This is a genomic window from Thalassotalea agarivorans (genome assembly GCF_030295955.1).
GTDB lineage: Bacteria > Pseudomonadota > Gammaproteobacteria > Enterobacterales > Alteromonadaceae > Thalassotalea_D > Thalassotalea_D agarivorans.
Genome location: NZ_AP027363.1, coordinates 3,288,947 through 3,313,801 on the forward strand (window position 1 = coordinate 3,288,947; position 24,855 = coordinate 3,313,801).

At 41.4% G+C, this 24,855-nt stretch carries 24 protein-coding genes and 2 riboswitches; of the genes, 9 read left to right on the forward strand and 15 right to left on the reverse strand.

Annotated features, from left to right (window positions below; genetic code table 11):
• Positions 1 to 28: 28 nt before the first annotated feature.
• A riboswitch (cobalamin riboswitch) is annotated at positions 29 to 155 on the reverse strand.
• The 8 genes from QUD85_RS14965 to QUD85_RS15000 form a co-directional block, all read right to left on the reverse strand.
• A complete protein-coding gene (locus QUD85_RS14965) occupies positions 138 to 986 on the reverse strand; it encodes a cobalamin-binding protein (RefSeq protein ID WP_177168912.1) in 849 nt (282 codons plus the stop codon). It overlaps the preceding riboswitch by 18 nt.
• The gene (gene cobO, locus QUD85_RS14970) at positions 986 to 1,588 is read right to left on the reverse strand and encodes a cob(I)yrinic acid a,c-diamide adenosyltransferase (RefSeq protein WP_093330608.1); all 603 of its coding nucleotides are present in this window, start codon (positions 1,586 to 1,588) and stop codon (positions 986 to 988) included. Before cobO ends, QUD85_RS14965 begins: the two co-directional genes overlap by 1 nt.
• Positions 1,557 to 3,056, reverse strand: a complete 1,500-nt coding sequence (locus QUD85_RS14975; protein ID WP_093330611.1) for a cobyric acid synthase — start codon at positions 3,054 to 3,056, stop codon at positions 1,557 to 1,559. The genes cobO and QUD85_RS14975 overlap by 32 nt, the downstream gene beginning before the upstream one ends.
• Positions 3,053 to 4,054 carry a FecCD family ABC transporter permease gene (locus tag QUD85_RS14980; RefSeq protein ID WP_245732126.1) on the reverse strand — a complete coding sequence of 334 codons (1,002 nt, stop codon included), beginning with the start codon at positions 4,052 to 4,054 and terminating at the stop codon, positions 3,053 to 3,055. Before QUD85_RS14980 ends, QUD85_RS14975 begins: the two co-directional genes overlap by 4 nt.
• Positions 4,029 to 4,823 (reverse strand): ABC transporter ATP-binding protein, encoded by a 795-nt coding sequence (locus QUD85_RS14985; RefSeq protein WP_177168913.1) that lies wholly within the window; start codon positions 4,821 to 4,823, stop codon positions 4,029 to 4,031. Before QUD85_RS14985 ends, QUD85_RS14980 begins: the two co-directional genes overlap by 26 nt.
• 88 nt (positions 4,824 to 4,911) lie before the next feature.
• Positions 4,912 to 5,022: riboswitch (cobalamin riboswitch) on the reverse strand.
• 53 nt (positions 5,023 to 5,075) lie between these two features.
• Entirely contained in the window at positions 5,076 to 5,666 is a 591-nt protein-coding gene (locus tag QUD85_RS14990) for a hypothetical protein (protein WP_407705081.1), read from the reverse strand.
• A 577-nt stretch (positions 5,667 to 6,243) separates the two neighbouring features.
• On the reverse strand, positions 6,244 to 6,633 hold the full coding sequence (locus tag QUD85_RS14995; protein WP_143047958.1) for a hypothetical protein: 390 nt from the start codon (positions 6,631 to 6,633) through the stop codon (positions 6,244 to 6,246).
• Positions 6,634 to 7,250: 617 nt separating this feature from the next.
• Positions 7,251 to 7,742, reverse strand: a complete 492-nt coding sequence (locus QUD85_RS15000; protein WP_093330625.1) for a VOC family protein — start codon at positions 7,740 to 7,742, stop codon at positions 7,251 to 7,253.
• A 124-nt stretch (positions 7,743 to 7,866) separates the two neighbouring features.
• Here QUD85_RS15000 and QUD85_RS15005 point away from each other — a divergent pair, with 124 nt between their 5' ends.
• Positions 7,867 to 8,754, forward strand: a complete 888-nt coding sequence (locus tag QUD85_RS15005; protein ID WP_093330627.1) for a LysR family transcriptional regulator — start codon at positions 7,867 to 7,869, stop codon at positions 8,752 to 8,754.
• A 175-nt stretch (positions 8,755 to 8,929) separates the two neighbouring features.
• Here the strand turns inward: QUD85_RS15005 and QUD85_RS15010 are convergent, their stop codons facing one another.
• A complete protein-coding gene (locus QUD85_RS15010) occupies positions 8,930 to 9,856 on the reverse strand; it encodes a LysR family transcriptional regulator (RefSeq protein WP_177168914.1) in 927 nt (308 codons plus the stop codon).
• A 110-nt stretch (positions 9,857 to 9,966) separates the two neighbouring features.
• On the opposite strand from QUD85_RS15010, the gene QUD85_RS15015 reads away from it, so the two are divergent.
• Together QUD85_RS15015 and QUD85_RS15020 are read left to right on the forward strand one after the other, a co-directional pair.
• Positions 9,967 to 10,965, forward strand: a complete 999-nt coding sequence (locus tag QUD85_RS15015) for a DUF1254 domain-containing protein (RefSeq protein WP_093330632.1) — start codon at positions 9,967 to 9,969, stop codon at positions 10,963 to 10,965.
• Between the two features lie 36 nt (positions 10,966 to 11,001).
• A complete protein-coding gene (locus QUD85_RS15020; protein WP_093330860.1) occupies positions 11,002 to 12,519 on the forward strand; it encodes a DUF1254 domain-containing protein in 1,518 nt (505 codons plus the stop codon).
• 271 nt (positions 12,520 to 12,790) lie between these two features.
• On the opposite strand, the gene QUD85_RS15025 is transcribed toward QUD85_RS15020, so the two are convergent.
• Both QUD85_RS15025 and QUD85_RS15030 read right to left on the reverse strand, forming a co-directional pair.
• Positions 12,791 to 12,994, reverse strand: a complete 204-nt coding sequence (locus tag QUD85_RS15025; RefSeq protein ID WP_093330635.1) for a hypothetical protein — start codon at positions 12,992 to 12,994, stop codon at positions 12,791 to 12,793.
• An 18-nt stretch (positions 12,995 to 13,012) separates the two neighbouring features.
• On the reverse strand, positions 13,013 to 13,702 hold the full coding sequence (locus tag QUD85_RS15030; RefSeq protein WP_093330638.1) for a pirin family protein: 690 nt from the start codon (positions 13,700 to 13,702) through the stop codon (positions 13,013 to 13,015).
• A gap of 112 nt (positions 13,703 to 13,814) precedes the next feature.
• Between QUD85_RS15030 and QUD85_RS15035 the strand changes: the two genes are divergently transcribed.
• The 3 genes from QUD85_RS15035 (at position 13,815) to QUD85_RS15045 (ending at position 16,171) form a co-directional block, all read left to right on the forward strand.
• Positions 13,815 to 14,717 carry a LysR family transcriptional regulator gene (locus tag QUD85_RS15035; protein WP_245732127.1) on the forward strand — a complete coding sequence of 301 codons (903 nt, stop codon included), beginning with the start codon at positions 13,815 to 13,817 and terminating at the stop codon, positions 14,715 to 14,717.
• 31 nt (positions 14,718 to 14,748) lie between these two features.
• On the forward strand, positions 14,749 to 15,327 hold the full coding sequence (locus QUD85_RS15040; protein WP_093330644.1) for a TetR/AcrR family transcriptional regulator: 579 nt from the start codon (positions 14,749 to 14,751) through the stop codon (positions 15,325 to 15,327).
• 76 nt (positions 15,328 to 15,403) lie between these two features.
• Positions 15,404 to 16,171, forward strand: coding sequence for an alpha/beta fold hydrolase (locus tag QUD85_RS15045; RefSeq protein WP_093330646.1), 768 nt, complete (start codon positions 15,404 to 15,406; stop codon positions 16,169 to 16,171).
• 54 nt (positions 16,172 to 16,225) lie between these two features.
• Here QUD85_RS15045 and QUD85_RS15050 read toward each other — a convergent pair whose 3' ends face one another.
• Both QUD85_RS15050 and polA read right to left on the reverse strand, forming a co-directional pair.
• Positions 16,226 to 17,716, reverse strand: a complete 1,491-nt coding sequence (locus tag QUD85_RS15050; protein WP_093330649.1) for a hypothetical protein — start codon at positions 17,714 to 17,716, stop codon at positions 16,226 to 16,228.
• Positions 17,717 to 17,907: 191 nt separating this feature from the next.
• A complete protein-coding gene (gene polA, locus QUD85_RS15055; RefSeq protein ID WP_093330651.1) occupies positions 17,908 to 20,634 on the reverse strand; it encodes a DNA polymerase I in 2,727 nt (908 codons plus the stop codon).
• Between the two features lie 550 nt (positions 20,635 to 21,184).
• On the opposite strand from polA, the gene QUD85_RS15060 reads away from it, so the two are divergent.
• From QUD85_RS15060 to QUD85_RS15070, 3 genes are read left to right on the forward strand one after another with little or no spacing between them, the layout of a single operon-like run.
• Positions 21,185 to 21,571, forward strand: a complete 387-nt coding sequence (locus tag QUD85_RS15060) for a GFA family protein (protein ID WP_093330654.1) — start codon at positions 21,185 to 21,187, stop codon at positions 21,569 to 21,571.
• 3 nt (positions 21,572 to 21,574) lie between these two features.
• Positions 21,575 to 21,961 carry a DUF3224 domain-containing protein gene (locus QUD85_RS15065; RefSeq protein ID WP_093330657.1) on the forward strand — a complete coding sequence of 129 codons (387 nt, stop codon included), beginning with the start codon at positions 21,575 to 21,577 and terminating at the stop codon, positions 21,959 to 21,961.
• 38 nt (positions 21,962 to 21,999) lie between these two features.
• Positions 22,000 to 22,671 (forward strand): hypothetical protein, encoded by a 672-nt coding sequence (locus tag QUD85_RS15070; RefSeq protein ID WP_093330659.1) that lies wholly within the window; start codon positions 22,000 to 22,002, stop codon positions 22,669 to 22,671.
• A gap of 7 nt (positions 22,672 to 22,678) precedes the next feature.
• On the opposite strand, the gene QUD85_RS15075 is transcribed toward QUD85_RS15070, so the two are convergent.
• Together QUD85_RS15075 and gorA are read right to left on the reverse strand one after the other, a co-directional pair.
• Entirely contained in the window at positions 22,679 to 23,233 is a 555-nt protein-coding gene (locus tag QUD85_RS15075) for a cytochrome b (RefSeq protein ID WP_093330661.1), read from the reverse strand.
• Between the two features lie 98 nt (positions 23,234 to 23,331).
• Entirely contained in the window at positions 23,332 to 24,687 is a 1,356-nt protein-coding gene (gene gorA, locus QUD85_RS15080) for a glutathione-disulfide reductase (protein WP_093330664.1), read from the reverse strand.
• Positions 24,688 to 24,855 lie beyond the last annotated feature (168 nt).

Below are 24,855 nucleotides of genomic sequence, written 5' to 3' on the forward strand. Positions count from 1 at the left end.
AGCCCGCCGCAATGCATCAATTAAGTGTGTGTAAGTTATTAACAAGGTAATCGGGCTAAGCTATACAAGCATCACCGTTGCGGGGGCAGCGCCGAATTCTCATCGTCTTCCCCTTGCTAAAACTGAGTGTTTCATATCTATTGATAAATTTTACGTGCGGCATCCATTTTCTCGCACATATCACTAATCCCGCTCAGCATTCTAGGCGTAAACCTATGAACTAAGTCGGCATTGGTGATAATAAATTGCTTATGTTTAACTGCTGGAATATCGACCCAACCGTGCCAAAATTCAGACACATCTTTTGATGTTTCACCTGACATCGGCACCACAATAACCTGTGGTTTTTGTGCGATAACCGCTTCAATGCTCACCTGAGGATAAGGTGTTTTAGTTGCATCAAATATTGTTTTACCGCCACAAATCTCTACTTGTTTTGAAAGCCAAGTGTCACTTCTTACAGTTGTTAATGGCGCATCCCAAAGTTGGTAGAATACCGACAGTGTTTGTTTATTCTGGTAGTCTTGCTTCAACTGGTTTAATGCCGATTCAAATGCCCGCGCTTGCTTTTCGGCATTGACTTCATACCCTGTTAATTGCCCAAAAAGGCGTAGTTCTTTTGCGACGTTTTCAATCTTTGTTGGCGAACTAAAGGCAATGTCGATACCTAATGATTTAATTTTTTCGATGTCTTGCTGATTGTTGCCACCTTGCCACGCGATCACTAAATCAGGCTTAAGTGCCAAGAGTTGTTCAAAATTAACCCCTTTGTAATCACCTATACGTGGAATGTCCTTTGCGCTTTCTGGGTAGTCGGCATGAGCCAAGGTGCCAACAATATTGTCTCCTGCGCCAATCTCATAAAGCATTTCAACAATGTGCGGGGCAAGCGCAACAATGCGCTTAGCAGGCGCTTTTTCATCTGTTTGCGCAGCAAAACAGTTAAATGCAATTAGCCACGTTACGGCGAAAGAGAATAAACGCATTAGTAGTCGAATCCTCGCTGTGCTTTTATGCCGGCATCAAAAGCATGTTTAACGTTTTTTACTTCGCTGACTGTATCGGCCAGTTCAATCAATAGTCGATGTGCACCTCGCCCTGTAACAATGACCGACTGCATGGCTGGGCGATTTTTTATCGCCTCAATAACCTCTTCAACGTCAATATAGTGGTAACTCACCATGTAAGTGATTTCATCAAGCAACACCAGATCAACGCTATCGTCCGCTAAATATTTCTTAGCCTCTTGCCACACTAATTTCGCAGCTAGTGTATCCGCTTCTCTGTCTTGTGTTTCCCAAGTAAAGCCCGTTTTCATCACCGCAAACTCAACATTGTGTTGCTCTAGCAAGTTCCTCTCACCGCAGTCCCAAGTGCCTTTGATAAACTGCACAACTTTTGCTTGCAAGCCATGACCGACAGCACGCGCTACCACACCAAAGCCGGAGGTTGATTTGCCTTTACCATTGCCAGTGATGACCTGAAAAATGCCTTGCTCTGTTTGTGCATTCGCAATTTTTTGATCGACTTTTTCTTTTAGCTTTTGTTGGCGAGCTTTATGTTGCTCGGTGTTTTTTCTTTCTGTCATAGCTATCCATGATCTCGTGTAATTTGTTTATGTCTAAATGGGCCTTTGTTGACGTTGCCAACCTATCGATTTGTTGCTCGCGCACTTCATCTAAATTAATTGCTCGAACACCTTGGTTGTCGCCTAACACCCATTGTAAAACTGCTTCGCTACTTTCTGCCTGATCGAATAGACCATGCCAGTATGTGCCTGCTATTTGATTATCTGCGCTGAAAAAACCTTCATTAATGGACGCCCCATTATCGTTGTAACGAATAAACGGTGTATTAAAGGCTTCGCCCTTAGAAATACCACAATGAATTTCATAACCTGTGACACTGCTCTTGTTTTCGAACCCTTCGATCACACCGCTGCGCTTTTCTAATTGCTTACTTTGCGTCAACTCGGTTTTAAAAGGCGCTAATCCTAGGGTGTTGATAGCATTGATATGTGATTCAACTGCATGAGGGTCTGTAATTTGCTCACCTAGCATTTGCAATCCGCCACAAATACCAAGCACTTTACCGCCGTAGCGCAAATGCTGTTTTATTTGTAAGTGCCACTGCTGTTCGGTTAAAAACGCGTAGTCACTGATCACATTCTTACTGCCTGGCACTATGATCAAATCACAGGCGGGAATATCGGTTTGATATTGCACATAGGTTAAATCGACCGACGGATTCAGTCTTAGCGCGTCAAAATCTGTATGATTACTAATGTGCGGCAGCAGTAGCACAGCAACAGATATTTTCTTTTCGGTCACAATATTTTCAATGTTAACCGCGTCTTCTGCGTCCAACGCCAAATTGTGCAAGTAGGGCAAAACACCCAACACGGGTTTACCTGTTTTTTGTTCCAACCAGTCAAGCCCAGATTGCAATAAGGTTATATCACCTCTAAAGCGATTGATCACAAAGCCAGCAACGCGTTGCTGTTCGCTTTCAGATAATAGTGCCAAAGTACCCACTAAGTGCGCAAATACTCCGCCTTTATCGATGTCGGCAATGATAATAACGGGACAATCTACTTCTTCAGCAAACCCCATATTAGCGATGTCGCCCTCTCGCAGATTGATTTCAGCTGGTGAACCCGCGCCTTCTACAAAGCAGTAATCATAGCGTTGGGCTAGCGTCTCAAAAGAATCAAGTACATGTTCCATCGCTACTTTTTTGTAGTCTTGATAACTCGCGGCTTCCATGTTCGATAGCGCCTTACCTTGCACGATAACCTGAGCACCGGTGTCAGAGTTCGGTTTTAGCAATATTGGATTAAAGTGTACGCTAGTACTTACTCTTGCTGCACTAGCTTGCAATGCCTGTGCTCTACCAATTTCTCCGCCATCGTCCGTTACTGCACTATTCAACGCCATATTCTGTGGCTTAAATGGGGCAACTTTGTAGTTAAGATCGGCGAAAATACGACAAAGTGCAGCAACTAACGTACTTTTGCCTGCGTCTGACGTTGTCCCTTGAACCATTAACGTTTTCATCGTTGTTTGGCCCGTAGAATCATTAAGAAGAAAATACTACCTAACGCTGAGGTGATAACCCCGATAGGCAATTCTTGAGTTGGAATGATACTGCGCGCAAGGATATCAACCCATAACATAAAAATGCCACCAACCAGCGGTACAGCAAGTAACCCTGTTGTTGCCAAAACAGACATAAAATAACGCACAATGTGTGGAATCATTAAACCGACAAAACCAATACCGCCACAATAGGCCACAATAACGGCTGTTAACAGTGCACTTACAACTAGCACTAGTATTCTGAATTTTTGCGGCTGCACACCAAGCGCCAAGGCATGATCGTCACCTAGCAGCAGCGCTTGTAGATGTTTGCGATACACTAAAGTAAATCCAAGCACCACAATCAAAATAGTATTCACCCACAACGCGGCGTATAGCTCTGCTTTTGTAAAACTACCTAGCGTCCAAAACACTATGGTTGCGATTGCTTGCGGGTCGCTCCAATAAAGTAAAAGGCTGGACATTGCTGAAAACATAAATGACAAAGCAACACCAGAAAGTACTAATAATTGAACGTGTGACGCATGCTTTTGACCTGCCACAACAACCAACAGCACTGTCGCGAAGAGCGCGCCAACAAAGGCCGCCAATGGTGAATACATACTGAAACTTATGTTGGTTAGCACAAGCAATACAATCACACCTAATGCAGCACCTGAAGACACACCAAACAAATAAGGATCGGCTAATGGATTACGTGTGATTGATTGCAATAGCAGCCCTGCAAGTGACAAACCAGCACCTGCGCCAAAAGCAATAAGCGTTCTAGGTAATCTAAGCTCATGAATAATTTTTGCTTCTAATCCAGCATCGGCACTAAAGAGCTGCTCAAGCACAACCGCTAATGGAATATCTATGCTGCCTATAGCAATAGAGCAAAACAACGACAACAAAGTCAGGCAAACCAAGAGCAATAGTCGAGTAGAGGTGTTAACGAACATCATTACCACCTTCATAATCGTATCTTACATAAGGAATATTGTTTTCAAGCGAGACCTGAGCATCGACATGATAGACATCCTCAATAAATGAACTAGTAAGTACCTCAGTTGGTGTGCCAACTGCCACTTGCTTGCCTTTATTTAGCAGGACTATCTTATCGCTATAATGCGACGCTAAATTCAAGTCATGAAAAGAAGCAATCACCGTACATTTTTGCGCTTTCAGCAGCGATAATACTTGTACCTGATACTGGATATCTAGGTGAGCGGTCGGTTCATCCAATAATAAAATCTTAGGGCGTTGAACCAATGCCTTAGCAAGCAATGCCCGCTGTTGCTGGCCACCAGATAGAATAGAAAAATCGGTCAATTTTTTATCCAGCAAGCCAACCCGTTCAAGGCACTCGTCGATAAACAACTTGTCTTGCTGTGAGGCACTTTCAAACAAGGTTTTGTGTGGCAACAAACCTAAAGAAACCACGTCGAGTACTGATAAACCGAAGCATTCCGGTGCTTGCTGTGTAACTACAGCAATGGTTTTTGCGCATTGCTTTATTGAAAGACTGTTGAGAGGTTGATTAAAAACGAAGATATTGCCGCTTGACGGTAAAACCGCTCGATAAAGGCACTTTAGTAAAGATGTTTTACCCGCGCCATTAGGGCCAAGCACACCAATAAATTCGCCTTCATTTACATTGAAGTCGATATTATCCAGCACGTTAACTGTGCCTATTTGCCAGCATAACTTTGAAACCGACAATATAGTGTGTTGCTTATCCGCCACAGCGATTCTCTATTTCGAGCGCACAATAAGCAATATGCAGCTTTCGCTGCAGTATAGCCATATCGAGTATTCCCGCTCGTTGGGTTAAACATTTAGGGTGTAACGTGCTGGTATCTGACTTATTCATCAAGAACTTACAGTTGCGGGTACAGTTATGGATTTTCACCATATTCCCAAAACACGTTAACTTAATATTTTAGACGTCTAAACGTCTGTTTTTGGATTATTCGCGTTTTCTACTGAAAAAGCAAGCTAATTTTCATATCCCCAAGGCGTAACAGGTAACTTAACAGGTTTAGTAAGATCAAATGCTACGCGAAAATCACGACCTTCGCGTGTTAAACGATATACGAACTTCTCAGGATAAATATACATATGCCAAGTGTTACCAACCGACTGAGCGATTCCCGTATCGACAAACAACTGCTTTGAATATTGGTCGGCAGGAAATGACTGCGCTTGGTTAAAACCAGCATCTACTGTATGGCCACCATACATGGTAAGCGGATCGTTACTACCATCTTTCTTGCGATGATCATGCTTGAGCATAAGACCTGCGCCCGTCTTTGTAATAATCCAGGTACGTGAGGCATCGGCGCCAACGTGAAACGGGATTTGTAGTTCTTTATCAGTGCACTTTCTTACATGCATAACAAGCGGCTGTTTAAATGCATCGCTCGGATCATTATCAAATTCTACCGTGCCAGCAAATGCCTTGCCGCAGTGTTGTTTAATGGCATCAAAGAAGGTGTCGTGCGTATCAATAGATACCAGAGGCGCTTCTGCGGCTGACGAAGTGAATGAAATCATCAATCCACAAAACAAAAACAAGCGTTTTTTCATCGAATATACTCATAGTTGTGTGTTAACAGACATAGTATAACAATCACGCGCGAATGCTAACTTTGAGCGAACTCCTACAACCAACGTAAGGTTCAATTGAGTTGACCCAAATAACATCTTGTAGATGAAAAACTACAATAGAATGATTAACTTACTTCTCTATTCTACCTCTAATAAATTGTACATTTTCACAAAAATGTAACTAAATTACATTTTTTGGATTTAGAGTAACAAGTCTACATTTATCTATCGGTGGGTGAATTTCAGACAAAAAAAAGCCGAAGATGCGAGCGCGTCTTCGGCGGTTTAGCTATGAGGAGAGCTAGAATATACAATTATTACAACAAGCGTTCGCGTTAGGAACGAGATGAATTATAGAGTATCAACTCTAAGGTTGTAAAGCCTAAAATGTAATTTTTTTTCATATTTTGGTGTTTTTTTTCATTTTGATTACAATTCAGTCAATTTTTGGAACAAAATAACGAAAAAATACGACAATTTAGAAAAGTGCTGCGGGCTGTATGCTGCGAGCTGCGTGCAAATAGATAGCTTGTTCCTAGAAACTAAGCGCTAAGAATTATGCACTCAGTGCACGATATAACTCTCCTAACGTCAAATCGTCATACCATATACTGCCAAAATCAACACGATATTTTCTACCTAAATCATCTGCAAGCGTTTCAAACTCCATCGCGTCAGCATGCCACTTATGAGGGTATAGTGCGCGATAAATTGTTAATAGTTTATCGTTAGGTTCAAATTGAAATTTGTCTTTTTTATCGAAGGCAAACGACTCAACAAAGAGTGTTAGAAAAGCGCGAATATCACTTGCAGAATGCTCAGGGAATTGGGCTTTCCAATTCGCCCCCATGCAGTTACGTTTTCTATATTTTTTAGGAAGAGTATCTTCTCCATAAAGTGACCACACAAGATAAGCAAGCACTACTGAAATTATTAGTTCTATCATAAGTTGCTTAGCCTTTTAGTCGCTCTACTCAGACAGTAAGTTATGTGGTTCATAAGTATAATTTAAATACACTGTAATATACGGTGCAAAACAAAAATAGCGCACAGGTTATATAGTGTTTCCCTTTTCGTACCCCTAAATGCAAAAGAAAAGCCAGAACAGAAAACAGTAAAACATTAAGGACCGCTGAAACGGCTTGTAAAGCATAGTTAGTGCCCATTGGGTCGCCTACTAATAAAATAGCGCTTGGCCACATAGCGAGTCTTGCATAGTCAACCCAAAGAGTGACCACCATATAATTTGAACATGTTTCACATGAATTAATTCCGTACCAAAAGGCTACGAAAATTAGTCCAACCGATGCACCAAGTAGTGCACTATTTAGCTTCCCTTTAAACCTTAGCATCTATAACTCCATTACTAATGTCTCTCATTTTTGCAATGCCGACATCTTAATGGCTGCTTCCTTCTGTAATCTACTGGTAAATAGTTGAAAGTCAAACGAGATCCCGCAGCAAGGTGCGGGATGACGCATGTAAATATCGAATTGTATGCTCTTAGAGAAAACTTAGATCCCTCGTCCTCAGCAGTTTCACTGCATGTCCCTCGTACCTATTTTATTCATAGTCGGATGCGTAAGTATCCTCGTAAGAGTGTGAGTAGAACTCGAATAAGTTGCCAAATGGATCTTCTAAGTAAACCATTTGGGCTTGTTTTAATTCATCTTCAGGGTGGTAACGATGAATGTCCATGCGTACTTTGCCACCAAATTCCTCAACACGCTTAATAGCAGTTTCAAACTGCTCTTTTGGTAACTGTAAACAGAAGTGAAAGATACCAAGACGCGAAAAATCGACATTGTGACGCTCTTCACGATCAACCATTTCAAAAAGCTCTACGCCAATACCATCGGTAGTCACTAGATGAGCAATATTAAAACCTTTGAACCCTTCACCAAATACAGCAATACACATACGTCCAATTGCTGATTCGCGCTCTTCTATTACCTTTGTGTTATTCATCACAACGCGAAGGCCTAGCGCTTTAGTATAGAACTCTACGGCTTTGTCCATATCACCAACCATGATACCTACGTGATTCATCTTCATAATGTGCTCCTAAAAGTTTGTTAAACATGAACTCTGTTTGATGGGAGAATTGTAGGTGGATTAGTTGATTTATAAAAATTATCAAATATTATTATTTTTATAATTTAAATTTATCATATTGCCTATGTTAAATCCTGTTTGGCTAGAAACCTTTATTACCCTTGTTGATACGGGACATTTCACGCAAACAGCCGAAAAGCTGTTTATGACGCAACCAGGTGTTAGCCAGCACGTGCAAAAACTTGAAGCTGCTTGCGGGCATACGTTGATTAAAAGGGATAAGAAATCTTTCACTATCACCGAACAAGGCCAACTAGTTTATCAATACACAAAAGGTCTTTTAAGAGATGAAAAGGTTCTCTTTGAGCAATTAAACTTTGACGATCCCGTGTCAGGTAAATGCAGCATGGCATGTTCAGGTTCCGTCGCATTGATGCTTTTCCCAAGGCTACTGAAACTTCAAAACCTTTACCCAAACATTCACATCAACTTAAAAGCTGCGCCAAATCACCAAATTTTAAGTGATATAAAAAGTGGAAATGTTGACCAAGGTATCGTGACTGATAAGCCCAATGAAAGTTTTTTTGATTTTGAAGAATTAGGGCAAGATGAACTTTGTTTGATATTCCCCGTGGATACAGATGTTAGTAAAAGCTGGAAACAATTACTTTTAGAGTTAGGCCTGATTTCTCATCCAGATGCTGAGCATTATTTATCCTTGTATTTAAAAAAGTGTGAAGAACAAGAGTTGAAGCTACTTAATATCAATGAAATTCCTATTGTTGGGTCAATCAATCAAATTAGCCAAATCTTAGAGCCTTTGACACAAGGTATTGGTTTTACAGTACTGCCTAAAAGTGCAGTTGATAGCTTCCATAGTCCCGGGAGATTGAAGGTTATGCAGCCTAAACTTCCGGTAAAAGAAACATTGTTTTTAGTCCGCAAAAAAAATAGAACGTTACCCGCTCGCTATGATGCTTTTAATTCAATTATTCGCCAAGCATGGGCTTAGGTATTTCATTATTTAATGAAACGTCCTTTGTTAAATATAAGTTCCCGTATCAAGGTTTGGGATGACTAATATTAACCAACTACTTTGTGTTAATAGCGGACTTTAATACTGCAAAGCACAGCAATAAATTGAAGCATAAAGGCGGACTATTGAGTGGCACAATACTTCGACTAGATTATTGAAAACAATAACTAATCTCTTTGGCCAACCAGCTTAACGCTGGCTCTTGTGCCCTGCTACGTAGGCTAAACAATGACATAGGTAGCTTACTCATTTGCAGCTCAGGAGGGCTTTGCAAAAGAGCAATACCTTGCCAATCTGCGGCCTGCTTTAACGTTGCAGCAGTAGAAGCCAAAGAGAAAATACAATTGCTGTCCTTAGTGATTTGCAGCAATGTTTGCATATCGTGGCCATCGTAACGAATCTCTCTTTGCAGGCCTAAACGACTTAAGTGGTAATCAATAAGACCTTGGTCATCTGTATGCAATCCGGGGATAAAATAGCGAAGATGAGGATAGCTTAAAAATCGCTTAAGCGTCATCTTTTGCTGCGTCAATGGGTGACCTTTACGAACTAAGCACAATGTTGTGGCATCAGGCAGCGGTGTCGAGGATAACGACTTACTATCAAAGTCTGCGCTATGCACCACCAGATCAGCAGTAGAAGTTGTTAATAGCTTGGTCGGGTTTTCTACAGCCTCAATGCTACGCAGCTTTACGCCCGGAGCAGACTCTGCCAAACGCCCTATTAAACCGGGTAACCAAAGGCTACTTAGCAGTGAAGGGCAAGCGATAACAAACTGAGCATTAAGCTGTGCCGGGTCAAAACTAACTGGATCTAATACTCTATCAATGCCTGTTAACAAAGGTTGTAACTGCATGTAGAGATCAGTTGCCCGCTGTGTAGGAATTAGGCCGTGTGACTGCCGCACAAATAGCTGCTCATCAAACAACTCCCTCAAACGCTGCAGGGTTCTGCTCATAGCCGATTGGCTTACAAACGCTTTATTCGCAGCCCCTGAAACACTGCCTTCCTCCATAAGCATTTGGAAAGCGACTAACAAATTAAGATCGGCCCTTGCCAGCTGTCTGTAGTTGTACATGATTCCCACCTTATGCATATCACAAATGATTAAGAGTCGTTTGAAGGATATCAGGTTTCTAGCTAATCTACACCCATTGAATGCTTATACTCTGAAACGAGGAGAAACCTATGAAGAAATTACTATTAGCTAGTGTGCTCGCTAGTGTATCGATAGGAACTTGGGCCGCAGAGCCGGTCACAATGGAAAATTATGTTGTCGCTGAAAGTGATTGGTACTTTGCAGGTGTACAAGAGAAGGCAGGCGTTAATCAATGGATTCACGACGAGCCAGTGTCTAAGAATAATCAGCAAGTGATTCGCTCAAATCGGGATGTGGTTTACTCTATTGCTATTGTCGATGTGAGCCAAGGTGCGACTTTTAGTGTGCCAGAATCTAATGAATTTCAGATTATCCATATCATTGATGAGGCCCATCTGTTTCACCAGGTCGTAAGAAATGGTGAATCGCTTGAAGTGAATGCCGAAGATATTGAAGGCGAATATGTTTACCTGTTAGCCAGAACTCGAGACAACGGTGACCTTGAAGATACAAAAGCTCGCCAGCAAGCGCTGAAATTCGAAGCTAAAGCTAACCGCCCATACAAGGCCAAGGGATTTGACGCAGAAGAAGTGATCGCCTTCCGTGAAGAGCTGGTTAGACAGGTCAATTCTGGCGAACAACCGATTTCAGGGCACGATGCCTTCGGTAGAACTTTGGAGGACGTGAACCCTCACAACTATCTTTATGCCGCCGCTTATGGCTGGGGAGGATTACCAATGACTACTGCACAGTATGTACCTTTGCAGGTTGATTCCGCTGCTTGTCAGGTATGGCGGATTGCAAAGCCGGATCTAGATTGGACTAATAATGGCTTTATGTCAGCCACTTTTTATGGCGCAGATGGCTGGATAAAAGTTGATGACTTTTACATCCCACATAGTGAAATGAAAGATGAAGGCGATAGTTTTTCTTTTACAACTAACTGTGCACAGGGACCGAATAACGCTACGGTTGAAAAAGGTGGTAACATACTGATTCGAATGTATTTACCTGTTGATGCTTTGGAAGTGAAAAAGGTTGCCGATACCATGTACAGTGTCAAAGGTCAGATAGTTAGCGAAGATTAGTAATACTTAATGCCACCATTGGCAGAGGATTTAGATATGAAAAAGTTTTTACTTGCGAGCGTTATCGCAACTGCTTCAATAGCGATAGTAGGTTGTAACGATCTCGACAACCAGCAACCAGCTAATGTCAATAATGTCAGCTTAGATAACGCATCACTAATAGGTAACGAATCTATAGTTACACCATATGGAACGATAGGTATTGAGCATAACTATATTACTGATGAAGGCTCTGCCATTTTGTTCGATGCTATGGATATGCAGCGTGCTTCACAAGCTTATATTTGGTCTACGCCTTTGGTTAGCATGATTACTTGGCGCGACGAAATGAATCAAGCCTACAATACCCATAATCGTGGTGAGTTCGCAGTTCTGGAAAGCTACAATGAAAAATTAGGTGTAGTCACTGGAAATTTAACCACCCCGTATATCTTTAGTTTTGATAGCGTGGCTGAAGGGCCGCTTGAAGTTAAATACCCAGCAGGCATGACTGCCGGCGCATTTTTAGACTTTTGGCAGCGCCCTATTGCCGATGTTGGATTAACAGGTCCCGACCAAGGTAAAGGCGGTCACTATATTATCGTCGGCCCTAATGATGACCCAGAAAAGTACAAAGCTCCTGGCGTTCATGTCTTTCAGTCTGAAACCAACAATGTGTTTCTGGGCTTAAGAATTCTTGAAAGTGATCCTGCTTACAGCGAGAAATTTCAAAGTCAGTTGAAAATATCAGCCTATGGCGAAAAACCTGTAGAGATAAAATTTAATGCCGGCTACGACAAGCCTTGGTCAGGTACAGCACCACGAGATTTAAGCTACTGGCAACGCCTACATAAAAACATCAATGAGGAGCCAATAAGAGAACAAGATAAAGTCTGGATAGCCATGTTAGAACCGCTGGGAATTAGTATCGGAAAGCCATTTAATCCCGACGAACGTCAAAAGAAGCTGTTATTAGAAGGTTTAGCCATGGGCGAGTTAATGCTCAGAAATCTACAAACTAACCCGCGCTTTGCTGAAGTCTACTGGGACAATACAAATTGGTATAAAAGTTTTGATTTCACCATTCCACAAATCACCGATACTCGTGTGGAATTAGATGAACGTGCCGTTTGGTTTTATGAAGCCGTTTCAAGTACTGAGGGTATGGTTAACCCCGTTGTTGGCAAGGGCCAAGTATATATGACGACAAAGCGAGATTCGGATGGCAATTTACTTAGAGCGGATAAAACCTACCGCTTAAGAGTACCAGCTGATGTGCCTGTAGGGCAGTTTTGGTCACTAACTTTGTATAGTGAAGAAACCCGCAGACCCTATGAAAATGGAGAAGGGACTATCAGAAGTGTCAGTTTAGATAGCAAGTTAGAAGATTTGGTTAAAAACGAAGACGGTTCGGTAGATTTGTATATAGGTGCCCATGCTCCTAAAGGTTACGAAAAGAACCATATGCAAACAGTGGGAAAAGATGGTTGGTTTGTTTACTTTAGGCTTTATGCACCGCTGGAAGGTTTTTTTGATAAGTCATTTAGTTTGCCTGACTTTGAGAAAATTGATTAAGGTACAGTAAGAAGGGGCTTGTAGCCCCTTCTTCTTTATTATTTATATCAAATCTAAGTGCTGCGCTCATAGAGAGATACCATGTTCTTTGTTCCTATATATTGGATGTCCAGTACCAAAGTACAGGATGACTTTTCCGGGCATAAAAAAACCCCGACGGGCGTCGGGGCAAAAATCAAGGAAACACCGTTTAAGGATAAAAGGTGTACTGATTAGACCTGTACCCTATTCAAAAACTTTCAATATTTGTTAAATTTTTTATAAAAATTTGTTACTTGTTGATAGTAAACAAGTATTTTTGCGCTAATGGCATAACGATGTAACTCACTATAGGTACAATAATAGCGACAACAATCGCTACCTTTTGCCACTCATTAGTCGGCAGTGCAGGCGCCAACCACTTAGGAATAAAATACACCAATGGCACCAGCGCCAAATAGTTAATCAAGGCCATTAGATGTTTGTTTGGCTTCATGGTTTACTATGCTCCGCTTTAGGCTAGCGTCGAAACAACAACCAACTCGCTTGATGCCAGCGCTTTAATGGTTAATCGATCAGCACGAATCAAAACGCCTTCCTCAGCTACTTGCTGTGTTTCGTCATCTTTTATCTCAACTGCGCCTGAAGCAACATAAATCAGAGATTGCTGAGTAAGGGTTAACGATTCTTCGTTAGAGATACGCACAACATCAATCGTGGTGTTACTATCAAACGTTGTTGTTTGTGATTTGTCGCCACCATATATCCGTGTTTTACCCTGTTTTTTGGGCGTATAGTGCTTATAGCCGGCAGGCTGTCCAGCTTCATCAGGGAGTACCCAAAGTTGTAGCATGCGGTTTTTTGTCGCATCAGGGTTAATTTCGTTATGCGAAAATCCTTCGCCCCCAGCGCGTTGCACTTGCACATCACCTGCAACTAGACTCTGGCCATGCTCTAACGAACCTTCGTGCGCCACTTGTCCTTTCATCATGATTGATATGACGTCAATTTCCCTGTGCGGATGCATGGTGGTTTCTCCAAAAGGTTGAAATTGAGCATCTGCTAAATAAACGAAGTTGCCAATACCTTCAAAAGTAAGGGGTGATTTGCGCGCTCTAAAAACACGAGAGTCTGTGACTAGTCGGTGCTCTGTTAAACCTGCGAACCCGCCTAAAGGTAAATCTTTTCTTGCTAAAACTTGCATTGTTACTTCCCAATTAAGTTACATTTGAAACAAGTGTAGTGCGCGTTTATTGTTTAATAAATAGCAACTAACTGATAACATAATCTCATTTTTAACAACAATAAGGTTTTCTGTGGATCTAAACGACATGATGGTGTTTCTAGCTGTCGTAGAAACTGGAAGCTTCACATTAGCAGCTGAGCGACTCGGTATTCCAAAAGCCAATGTAAGTCGGCGGGTAAGCAAGCTAGAAAAAAGTTTAAATGCCGTTTTACTTGAACGCTCGACACGCTCGCAGCATTTAACTGAAGCTGGACAGCGATTTGTTAATCATTGCAAACGCATTCAACAAGAAACTGAGCTTGCTAAGGCCTGTGTGTCTACAACACAAACCGATTACAGCGGACAACTCAAAATTGGTGCGTCGGTATCGATAGGCCATGAAGTGTTAAAGTCGAGTCTGGCGCAGTTCCTAAACTTGTATCCCAAAATTAACATGCATTTGAGTTTGCTTAATCGCCGCGTAAATTTTGTTGAAGAAGGGTTTGATGTAGTTATTCGTGTCGGTAAATTAGACGACTCCAACTTAATCGCTAAAAAGCTTGGCACGGTTGAAAGAAAACTTTTCGCTAGCAGAGACTACCTGAATAATCATGCCCATATCGAAGAGGTGGCCGATCTTTCTCACCATCGCTGGATGCTGATGAACCCACTCAACAACGACCAAAAGCAAACCCTAGTAAATGGCAATCAGCAATGGCAATTTGATCATCCGCCCCGACTCTTTTTAGATGACTTTGCCATGTTAAAACAAAGCATTTTGGATGAGATGGGCGTAGCGTGTATACCTGCTTACATGGTGGAAAACGAAGTACAGCAAGGGTTAATAAAGCCGGTGTTACCACAATGGGGTTTATCACCCGTAGATATTTATGCGCTCTATCCGAAACATCGATCGAACATCGTCAAGGTTGCAGCATTCCTGGAATTTATAGCAACGGTATTTGATACAAAGTTAAACAAAAACACCTATTGACCGAACATTCGTTCTGTTGTTTAATTGCACCATGAAAAAAGAAATTCCACCTAAAAAACAAGCTATCTTTGATGCCACCTTAACCTTGGTTGCGTCACATGGATTGCACAATACGCCGATGTCGTTGATCAAAAAAGAAGCCGGTGTTTCAGCTGGCGCTGTTTATCATTACTTTGAAAGTAAAGAAGCATTGATCAATGAACTTTATGTAACTGCTAAGTCGGAAATCAGTGACGCTGTGATCAGCGAACTAGATTTAGACGCGCCATATGAAGAAAGTTTTTTCAGCTTATGGATTAATGCCTATTACTACTTTGCAAGTAAACCCGATGCCTTAAGTTTTATTGAGCAATGTAGTAACTCACCCATTATTACTGAGCAAACTAAAGCGCAGGTAGTAACCACCTACCAAAAATCTGCAGAGTTTTTTGAACAAGGCATTGCTCAGGGTAATATTAAGCCTTTGCATATCGATGTTATTCACACCCTCATTTATGGCAGCATTGTCAGCTTAATTAAACTCGCCAAAGATCAACCAGAATTAGTTAATGACGAGGTTATTGAGCAAGCCGCTATTTTCTGCTGGGACGGTCTTATCCAACTAAACTAAAGATTCGCTTTACTCGTAATAATAACGAGGGATATTGAATTTACGGAACAAACGAACATTCGCTTTTCAGGTATATATGATTAAAACGACGATACATTTCACTAAGTGTGCACTGATCTTGTTAGTTGGTTTAACTCTAATGTCGGGTTGCAGCTCAAGCCATCATGCGCCAGTGATAGCCAAAAATGAAACGGTTATTGTTGCCCATGGCTTGGCGAGAAGTGCTGGTGCGATGTGGCAACTAGAAGAGGAATTACAAGAGCAAGGCTATCAAGTATGTTTGCTCGATTATGACAGTTTAGGTGAAACTGTAGACGATGTATTAGCCGATACTTCACAACAAATAACCAACTGCTTACCAGAAACCGGTAAGGTGCATTTTGTTGGTCATTCGCTTGGTGGCTTAGTGATAAAAAGCTATTTAAACAAGCATCAAGAGACCTTGCCTAAAGGAGAGCTTGGCGAAGTGATTTTGGCTGGCACACCCAATTCAGGCAGTGAAGTTGCCGACCATTTGAAAGACAGTTTATTGATGGATTGGGGTGGTGATATATCTCGTTCGTTAAGTACAAAACAAATCGCTCTTTGGCAAAAAGAAGCACAAATCGAAAAAGCGGTAGGGGTTATCGCCGGAACTAAACCGTCAAGAATGACCAAAGATTTGTTCTCCGGCAAAAACGACGGTTTAGTTTCTGTTGCATCAGCAAGCGCTGTGAATGTTAAAGATATTATTGAATTACCGATCAGCCATTCAGCGATGCGAAAAGATGACGAAACCGCTAGGCAAATCATCTACTTCTTGTCGCACGGCAAGTTTCAGCACACGACAATTTCGGAAATTTAGATCCTGTATCTTTGCATCTTACGGCATAGTAATTTTAACCATCATTAAAGTTTCTTAAAATTCTGGTACACAGATATCTTCTTTGTTTTCCGCTGGCAACGCTGGAAAACACCAACTATCGTCTTTGAAAAAGACTTTGTCGCCTGTGTAGGGATTAACAAGTTTTGACACAGTTGCTTTATTAATAGCGTTATGAAGTAGAAGCTGAACATCCAAAGAAGCCAGTTGCATATTAAGAGATACTTTGTAACGAGGCCAAACAGTATATAGAATAATAGCACCGGAAATATTCCTGTAATTCCTTATAAAGAACCCTTTTTCATTTGGCCCATCGAGCAGCATCGTTTTATCTAATGATTCAAATTGCTGATAAGAGCTCAATAAATTTTTCTTATTAATATTTTGTGGAATTTTATCTAGATTTAATCGTAAATATAAATCATTTGTCACACTATTTGGCTTGTATAGTAAAGACAATACAATAGGGGAAAAATACTGCTCAATTACACTGCGTCCTTTAAGAAAATTTTCTTCAATGCGTTTCTCTCCGATGTTTATTAACGCTGCAGTATCACTAAACTGAACTTTCCAAAATTTTGGATCAGCATTCACTACTTCAATGGGTAATGAATTAGGTAATAATTCTAAATTGTTGCTCGACTTTTGCGTCTTTGATTGCAACAACCTAAACAAAGGAAGTAAGTCTTGCTCAATCACTAAAAGTGATACTACCGTATGAAGAATTGAATTCGTTTTTAGGAATTTAAACTCCAGCTTAGCTAATCGATTATACAATGCGCTGGCTTCGTTAAGGTTCTCTTCTTCTATTAACAAAACAATTTTTGCTGTAACAACCTTGCTGATGTTTATTCGATCGAAACCTCTACTGCTAACCGCTGTATCATTTACAACGTGCGTATTGTTGAATGATACAAGCGAGAGATACTCTTCGATAGTAGACTGATTTTCTCTGTAGAAAGCGTCAATTTCACTTTTTTTGTTTGATATATTTATTGAACAAGTTGGTTCCGTTAACTCACATAAACCGGCTTTTTCAGCAAACGCCGTAAATGGTGTGATTTTTGGAATATCTCGATTGAAATCTAAAGGAAGATTTGGGTTATAACTCCTTTTAAAAGCTGCTTCATAAGACAGTTTTGCTTCTTCATATGTCGTCGAGCCAAGCGCTAAAAAAGCGATAAAAAGATTATCGTCTAGGTCTTTGTTGTAGCTGAATTCTCTTAGAGTTTCTTGAACACTTGGTAGCAATTGATCATCGACAAACATTTTGTAAATAGCTACAAACAAATTGTTGTTAGAAGCTGATAAGGTTTCCCTCTGTTGAGGTTCTGTATTTTCTTCTGGAGCCAAATTCAAAGTATGAGTGTTATCTTCGTGTTCTTTATCATATTGATATTTGTCGATGATATATTGTGCTTCCGGCACTATATCGTCATCTGAAAATAGGTGATAAAACAAAGCGGCTATCAAAAGAAGTAACGTTGATAGAGCGACATATCCCTTGTTGTTATTGATTAAGTCCATTTTTATTATTCTTTATTTTTAATCAGTGTATAAATTAGTAAAAACTAGATCCCGTAAAACAGGTTTCCTGTTCCCTTAAGCGAAGCGATCCTTATACGCAGGAGATCCCGTGTAACAACATCACGGGATGACGAGGTTTTTCTCGCCCCTTGCTCCATTAACGCAGCGAACATGCGCCATGCACCTAGCCGTTAGTGCGCCTCATCCCAATTCATGCCAATGCCGGCTTCAGCAATTAAAGGCACTTTAAGTTCGGCAGCTTGGTTCATAATGTCGACGATCTTAGCCGTGGTTTCTTCGACGATATCTTGATGAATCTCAAACACCAATTCATCGTGCACTTGCATCGTCATTTTGATACGCGGGTCATTTTGTTCAACAATCCAGGCATCAACGGCAAGCATAGCCTTCTTAATAATGTCAGCGGCAGTGCCTTGCATAGGGGCATTGATTGCCGCGCGTTCAGCAGCTTTTTTACGCATACCATTGCGAGATTTTATTTCTGGCAAATACAAGCGGCGTCCAAATAGGGTTTCTACATAGCCTTTTTCATTGGCTTTTTGTCGCGTATCTTCCATATAAGTTAGTACACCAGGATAACGTTCAAAGTATTTATCCATATACGCTTGTGCTTCATTACGCCCAACACCTATCTGCTTAGATAAGCCAAACGCGGACATGCCATAAATTAGGCCAAAGTTAATTGCTTTAGCACTACGGCGTTGGTTACTGGTAACATCGTCAAGTGCCACATTGAAAATTTCAGCCGCCGTTGCTTGGTGAATATCACGACCTTCTTTAAACGCAGTAAGTAAACCTGCATCGTCAGATAAATGCGCCATAATACGCAGTTCGATTTGAGAGTAATCGATAGCAACCACTTTATGATCTTGCGGTGCAATAAATGCCTGACGGATCTTACGGCCTTCTTCACTACGAATTGGAATATTTTGCAGGTTTGGATCCGTTGATGACAAACGACCCGTTACCGTTACTGCTTGGTTATATGACGTATGTACATGACCCGTCGATGGCGCAATCATCAAAGGGAGCTTGTCGGTATACGTTGATTTAAGTTTACTTAAACCGCGATGCTCTAAAATGAGTTTAGGCAGTGGATAATCTAAAGCGAGCTCTTCCAACACTTCCTCTGCCGTTGACGGCGCACCTTTAGGTGTTTTCTTAATAACTGGAATTTTTAGCTCATCAAACAAGATTTCTTGTAGCTGCTTCGGCGAAGCCAAGTTAAAGGCGCGACCTGCAATATCATGCGCTTCCATTTCTAGTTGCGCTAAACGCGCACCTATTTGATGGCTTTGCTCTGTTAATAAATGATCGTCAATTAATACACCGCCTTGTTCCATGCGAGCAAGTACAGGCATCAATGGCATTTCAATCTCTTTAAATACAGATAGTAATTGCGACTCTTTTTCCAATTTAGGATAAAGCGCCTGATGCAAACGCAAGGTAATATCAGCATCTTCAGCCGCATAAGGCGCCGCTTTTTCTAACTCTATTTGGTTAAAGGTAAGTTGCTTAGCACCTTTGCCCGCAATGTCTTCAAAATGAATGGTTTTATGATCAAGATACTTTTCCGCTAACGCGTCCATATTGTGACGTGTTGCAACACTGTTGTAGCAGTAAGATTCGATCATGGTATCGAGCACTGGGCCGGTAATCGCCACATTGTATTTTGCTAAAACATTGGCATCGTATTTTAAGTTTTGACCTACCTTCACTAACGTATCAGACGCTAACAATGGTTTGAGTTTTTCCAACACCAATTCGCGCGATAGCTGAGACGGCGCGCCAACATAATCATGGGCAACAGGGACATACGCGGCCTTACCCGCTTCACAACAAAAACTTACGCCAACAAGCTCTGCTTTCATGTAATCCAAACTGGTGGTTTCGGTATCAAAAGCGAACGTACCTGCGTCACTTAATTGCGTAAGCCAAGTATCGAGCGTCGCTTCATCTAAAATTGTTTCGTAGTGCGTGTCTATTTTTGCAGGCGTTATTTCTTCGTCTGCTTCTGTTGTTTCACCATTTGCCGCTTTAAGTTCAGCTAACAAGCGGCGTAATTCAAACTTAGTGTATAGCTCTAGCAGGGTATCGGTGTCGGCTTGCTTAGGACCAAGTTCAGATACGTCATAAGGCAGTTCACAATCCGTTTTTATGGTGGCAAGTTCATAGGATAATGGCAGTTGCTCAAGCGCGCTTCTTAGGTTTTCACCAATCTTACCTTTAACCTTGTCGCTATTTTCAATAACGCCTTCCAAGGTACCGTATTCTTTCAACCATTTAACGGCTGTTTTAGGGCCACACTTTTCAACGCCAGGAATGTTATCTACTTTATCGCCCATCAAGGTTAAGTAGTCGATAATCTGATCAGGTTTAATGCCAAACTTTTCTTCAACACCGGCTTCGTCCATTTCCGTGTCTGTCATGGTATTAATAAGGCGAACATGAGGCGTGACCAACTGCGCCATGTCTTTGTCACCTGTTGAAATGACGGTTTCTATCCCTAACTCATTCGCTTGTTTTGCATAGGTGCCAATAACGTCGTCTGCTTCTACGCCTTCAATGACCAATAGCGGTAATCCCATCGCTTCTATAATGTTGTGAAGCGGCGCTATTTGGCTGCGTAAGTCGTCTGGCATTGGCGGACGATTAGCCTTGTATTCAGGATATAAGTCATTTCTAAACGTTTTTCCCTTGGCATCAAATACAACCACTATGTTGCCATTTGGATAATCTTTTTTAAGCGCTTTGATCATATTCAGCACACCGGTAATCGCTCCCGTTGGTTGTCCGTCGCTGGTGGACAAAGCTTGTAAATAAGGGACGTGATATGCACGAAATAGGTAAGACGATCCGTCGACTAAAATAAGAGGGGATAAAGCGTTAGCTGTCATAGTTTGGCTTATAAATATTATGGTGTGCTAAGGATGCCATAAACTGGATTATCTCTCCAGTTTACAACGCCTATTGTGTTCACTGTTTCAGTATGTAGCGGTTAAGCAGGCAGGTTAATGCACCAAAGGCGAATATTCAGACAAAACTGTGGATAACTCTGTAGACAAGCACGACAAATATCCCATCCAAGCGAAAGCTCAAATAGGGGGTTGCTTATAGCAAATCGTTGATTTAATTGAGAAAAGGTTAAACCTTGAATCCGTTTCAATCGATTTTTTTTATTATTCTTAAGTGTGGATAACAGGTAATGCTACCTAGGCTATCTCTCACATTGTATGGTGTGTATTGTCACACTTTTGTCATACAACGGTAAAAAAGACTACTCCTAAAGTTTGAACTTTGCCAGTGGATTTTAGAAATTTTTAAAAGTAAAAAAATGTATGTAAATAACGAAAAAACATAAGCGAGATATGTTAAGGTTTTCAGCACGGCGATTTGTATAATTTTCATACAAGAAAGTTTTTCACTTGTAGCAAAAAAGGGAAAGAGATGTTGGCTCAATATCAAGGCAGTTGCCACTGTGGCAAAATCAAATTTAGTGTGGAGTTACCGCCGCAAATAGAAGTAGAGCGATGTAACTGCTCTATCTGCACTAAGTCGGGCTTTTTGCATGCCATTGTGCCCAAAAGCAAGTTTGAACTACTTTCTGGTGAAGAACATCTGTCGGATTATCAGTTTAACACCAAGGTGGCGCATCATTATTTTTGCAAAACATGTGGCATAAAACCGTTTTATGTACCACGCTCTAATCCTGACGGCATGGATATCAATGTAAACTGTTTAGATGAAAAGCCTCCTCATATCACAATTGTCGACTTCGATGGTCAAAACTGGGAGCAAAATGCCGCATCTTTAGCGCACAAAAGTAGGGAATAAAATATGGAAATTTCGGGTTCATTTACAATTCAATCTTGGGACGAACAAGATCTTCAATCTTTTACCGAGCAAAGCAAAATGGTGAGTGCTCATATCAAGCAAATGTATGAAGGTGATTTGCAAGGTGAGAGTAATGTTGAATATGTAATGGCTTATAAAACTGACGGAACAGCAGAATTTACAGGGTTAGAGCACTTTTCAGGCACCTTAAAAGGCAACCCTGTGCAATGGGTATTCAAACATTTAGGTATGTTTCAAAATGGTATCGCCACTAGCCAATTTACCTTAGTAGAAGATTTAACTGACACGGTTAAGCACACCCTGGCAGGTAGCTTTTCAGCAACACATGGCGGTAAAGCAGATTACATGATACGAGTTAAAAACGCCTAGTTTAGAAAAAAGTAGTCTGGTTATCTTTGCAATCATTAATGCAAACCTCAGTTAAAACAGCCATCAGCTTTTTGCTGATGCTGTGCCTTTTTGCTTGTACGCAGAACAATATTTATATTGCTGACAATCGCAGTACCACTGACGAAATAAAAGCATTAGAGAAAATACTTAAGCAAAAAAAGCGTGATGTAGAAGTTACTGTAATGACGCTAGATGTGGAGAATGAAAAACCGCTCATTCTGTACTCGCCTACTTTTCATAATCAAGCGATGTTAGACGATGTGATGGATGCGTTGTCTGAGCTCGGTTATACCGATGTCGACATGAAAAGCTTTAACCTGTTTAAGCACCGCTATACCGATAATAACTTGGGCATTTACCTACCAGTAAAATACGCACAAACCCTACCGCCTGTAATGCGCACAGACGCCTGCAACAATACCTATGCAACCATTGAACGGGTAGACAATAGTAAGGTAATTATTGAAGTAGAAACAGACGGCGCGCCACGAACCATTCACGGCGACGTAAGGTTTGAATCCGATCGAAAAGGCACCATTTCAACGCCAAATGGCGATATCGTTTTTTCTTTAAACGACCATTTAATCGAAACGCATCGTGGTAACAAACGTGCTGTATCACTTGATATCATCACCTCGCAGCTGCAACCCTTTAACGAGCAGTGCAGCTTTATTACCTTATACGACTAGCCAACTATCATTTACCCAGCATTCTGCGCATGGTGCCGTCTTTATCTATTAAATGATGCTTTAACGCGCCGGCAAAATGCAGCACGATAGCACCAATTAATATATTGCCAATCAAGCCATGCATTTGATGCCCTAATCCAGCTAACGCACCATTAATTGGAATAACCTCTTTAGGGTTGGTTGGGTCAAAATTCATTGGCACTAATTCTAAACCAAAGATGGCAATACCATGGCCACCATATCCCGACATCATCATGCCAGAAACAGGCATCAGCACAGTGCCAATAATTAACACCCAATGGATAAGTTTTGATAGCGTTATTTCTATCATCGAGTATTGGCTAACCGGCTCGGGCCAACCATTTTTCATTCGCCAAAATACACGAGGAACCACAAAAATTAGGATAAGAACACCAAATGATTTATGAATCGGGTAAAGCGCATGATTTTCTGTTTCGGTCATATATACACCAACCGCCAGTAAAATAATCATCATCACGCCCACGATCCAGTGAAGCACAATCGTTTTGCTGCTGAGTTTTTCTTTAGTGTCGAGTTCCATGGTTACTCCTTATATTTTTATACCTTCAGTGTAGACCGTTTTTTAACAGGCATAAAAAAGCCCGCTATCGAGGCGGGCTTTTACAACATATCACAAGGCTATGTCATGGTAACAAACTCTTCTGCAGAGGTTGGGTGAATAGCCACGGTATTGTCAAAATCAAGCTTGGTTGCGCCCATTTTCATCGCTACGGCAAAACCTTGTAGCAATTCATCACTACCAAAACCGATACTGTGTATACCCACTATTTTTTCGTCTGGACCAATAGTTACTAGTTTCATGCGTGTAGGGTCACGATAGTCTTCAGTGATCGCTTGATACAGCGCAGTAAACTGAGACGTGTAGACTTTAACATTATCTTCACCGTACTCAGCGATTGCTTCTTTTTCAGTTAAACCAACTGTGCCAATAACAGGGTGAGAAAACACCACAGTGGCAATGTTCGAATAGTCTAAGTGTGAATCAGGCTTATTGTTAAACAAGCGCTCTGACAAACGACGACCTGCGGCTACGGCAACCGGCGTAAGCTGCGCCTTACCAGTAATATCACCTACCGCATATATACCCGGCACGTTAGTATTTTGGTATTTGTCGGTATGAATTTCACCGTTGGCTTCTACTTTTACGCCTGTCGCTTCAATATTGATTTTGTCAGTGGCTGCTTCTCGGCCAATGGCCCAAATCACTTTTTCTACTGGGCCTACAGATTTACCGTTTTCTAGGTGCACCGTTAACATGCCATCATCATGTTTTTCAATACGCGTTGGCACGCTTAATGTGTGTAAAGTAGGGCCATGCTTTGCCATTTGTTCAACTAAGGTGTCACTTAGCATATCGTCGAAGTTACGCAGTGGCTTTTCTTTTCGCACTAATAAATGCGACTCGCTGCCTAAAGCATGCAATACACCAGCAAGTTCAACCGCAATGTAGCCCGCGCCAATCACAGCAACTGATTTAGGTTGTTCGGTCATTGCAAAAAAGCCATCGGAATCGATACCATATTCCGCACCTTCAATGTTCGGAATAGACGGGCGGCCACCTGTAGCTATAGTAATGTGGTCTGCAGTAATGCGCTCGCCATTGACCTCTACAGTATTTTTATCAACAAACTTTGCAAAGCCTTCAATCACGGTTACACCATTGGCAGCAAAGCCTCTGCCATAAGCGGCATGGATACGCTCGATATACTCTTCGCGATTTTTAACAAGGCGCGACCAAGTAAAGCCTTCGCTTTTTACGTTAAAGCCATAGTCATGGGCGTAGTGGAGTGCGTCAGCTATTTGCCCGGCATACCACATCGCTTTTTTGGGAACACAACCGACGTTTACACACGTGCCGCCAATATATTTAGCTTCAATGACAGCCGCTTTAGCACCATGTTTTGCCGCTCGGTTAGCTGAAGCAATACCACCGCTACCAGCGCCTATGGCTAAATAATCAAAATGTTGAGTCATGTATCTTCCTAATTAAACGCATTTTCATGTTGTTATAAATGGGAGTGTAGCAAAGATATTTCAAGGATCGACCTTCTGTGGTTAACAAATCACTACAATTACACCTTGAAACTACATCCCAATGGACATACTTATATCTGTAATGCATATTCGCACTATAGATGAATT

Excerpts from the sequence above, each read along its gene's own strand:
- QUD85_RS14965 (WP_177168912.1), bottom strand. The coding sequence starts at position 986 with ATGCGTTTATTCTCTTTCGCCGTAACGTGGCTAATTGCATTTAACTGT.
- cobO (WP_093330608.1), bottom strand. The coding sequence starts at position 1,588 with ATGACAGAAAGAAAAAACACCGAGCAACATAAAGCTCGCCAACAAAAG.
- QUD85_RS14975 (WP_093330611.1), bottom strand. The coding sequence starts at position 3,056 with ATGAAAACGTTAATGGTTCAAGGGACAACGTCAGACGCAGGCAAAAGT.
- QUD85_RS14980 (WP_245732126.1), bottom strand. The coding sequence starts at position 4,054 with ATGAAGGTGGTAATGATGTTCGTTAACACCTCTACTCGACTATTGCTC.
- QUD85_RS14990 (WP_407705081.1), bottom strand. The coding sequence starts at position 5,666 with ATGAAAAAACGCTTGTTTTTGTTTTGTGGATTGATGATTTCATTCACT.
- QUD85_RS14995 (WP_143047958.1), bottom strand. The coding sequence starts at position 6,633 with ATGATAGAACTAATAATTTCAGTAGTGCTTGCTTATCTTGTGTGGTCA.
- QUD85_RS15000 (WP_093330625.1), bottom strand. The coding sequence starts at position 7,742 with ATGAAGATGAATCACGTAGGTATCATGGTTGGTGATATGGACAAAGCC.
- QUD85_RS15005 (WP_093330627.1), top strand. The coding sequence starts at position 7,867 with ATGTTAAATCCTGTTTGGCTAGAAACCTTTATTACCCTTGTTGATACG.
- QUD85_RS15010 (WP_177168914.1), bottom strand. The coding sequence starts at position 9,856 with ATGTACAACTACAGACAGCTGGCAAGGGCCGATCTTAATTTGTTAGTC.
- QUD85_RS15015 (WP_093330632.1), top strand. The coding sequence starts at position 9,967 with ATGAAGAAATTACTATTAGCTAGTGTGCTCGCTAGTGTATCGATAGGA.
- QUD85_RS15020 (WP_093330860.1), top strand. The coding sequence starts at position 11,002 with ATGAAAAAGTTTTTACTTGCGAGCGTTATCGCAACTGCTTCAATAGCG.
- QUD85_RS15025 (WP_093330635.1), bottom strand. The coding sequence starts at position 12,994 with ATGAAGCCAAACAAACATCTAATGGCCTTGATTAACTATTTGGCGCTG.
- QUD85_RS15030 (WP_093330638.1), bottom strand. The coding sequence starts at position 13,702 with ATGCAAGTTTTAGCAAGAAAAGATTTACCTTTAGGCGGGTTCGCAGGT.
- QUD85_RS15040 (WP_093330644.1), top strand. The coding sequence starts at position 14,749 with ATGAAAAAAGAAATTCCACCTAAAAAACAAGCTATCTTTGATGCCACC.
- QUD85_RS15045 (WP_093330646.1), top strand. The coding sequence starts at position 15,404 with ATGATTAAAACGACGATACATTTCACTAAGTGTGCACTGATCTTGTTA.
- QUD85_RS15050 (WP_093330649.1), bottom strand. The coding sequence starts at position 17,716 with ATGGACTTAATCAATAACAACAAGGGATATGTCGCTCTATCAACGTTA.
- polA (WP_093330651.1), bottom strand. The coding sequence starts at position 20,634 with ATGACAGCTAACGCTTTATCCCCTCTTATTTTAGTCGACGGATCGTCT.
- QUD85_RS15060 (WP_093330654.1), top strand. The coding sequence starts at position 21,185 with ATGTTGGCTCAATATCAAGGCAGTTGCCACTGTGGCAAAATCAAATTT.
- QUD85_RS15065 (WP_093330657.1), top strand. The coding sequence starts at position 21,575 with ATGGAAATTTCGGGTTCATTTACAATTCAATCTTGGGACGAACAAGAT.
- QUD85_RS15070 (WP_093330659.1), top strand. The coding sequence starts at position 22,000 with ATGCAAACCTCAGTTAAAACAGCCATCAGCTTTTTGCTGATGCTGTGC.
- QUD85_RS15075 (WP_093330661.1), bottom strand. The coding sequence starts at position 23,233 with ATGGAACTCGACACTAAAGAAAAACTCAGCAGCAAAACGATTGTGCTT.
- gorA (WP_093330664.1), bottom strand. The coding sequence starts at position 24,687 with ATGACTCAACATTTTGATTATTTAGCCATAGGCGCTGGTAGCGGTGGT.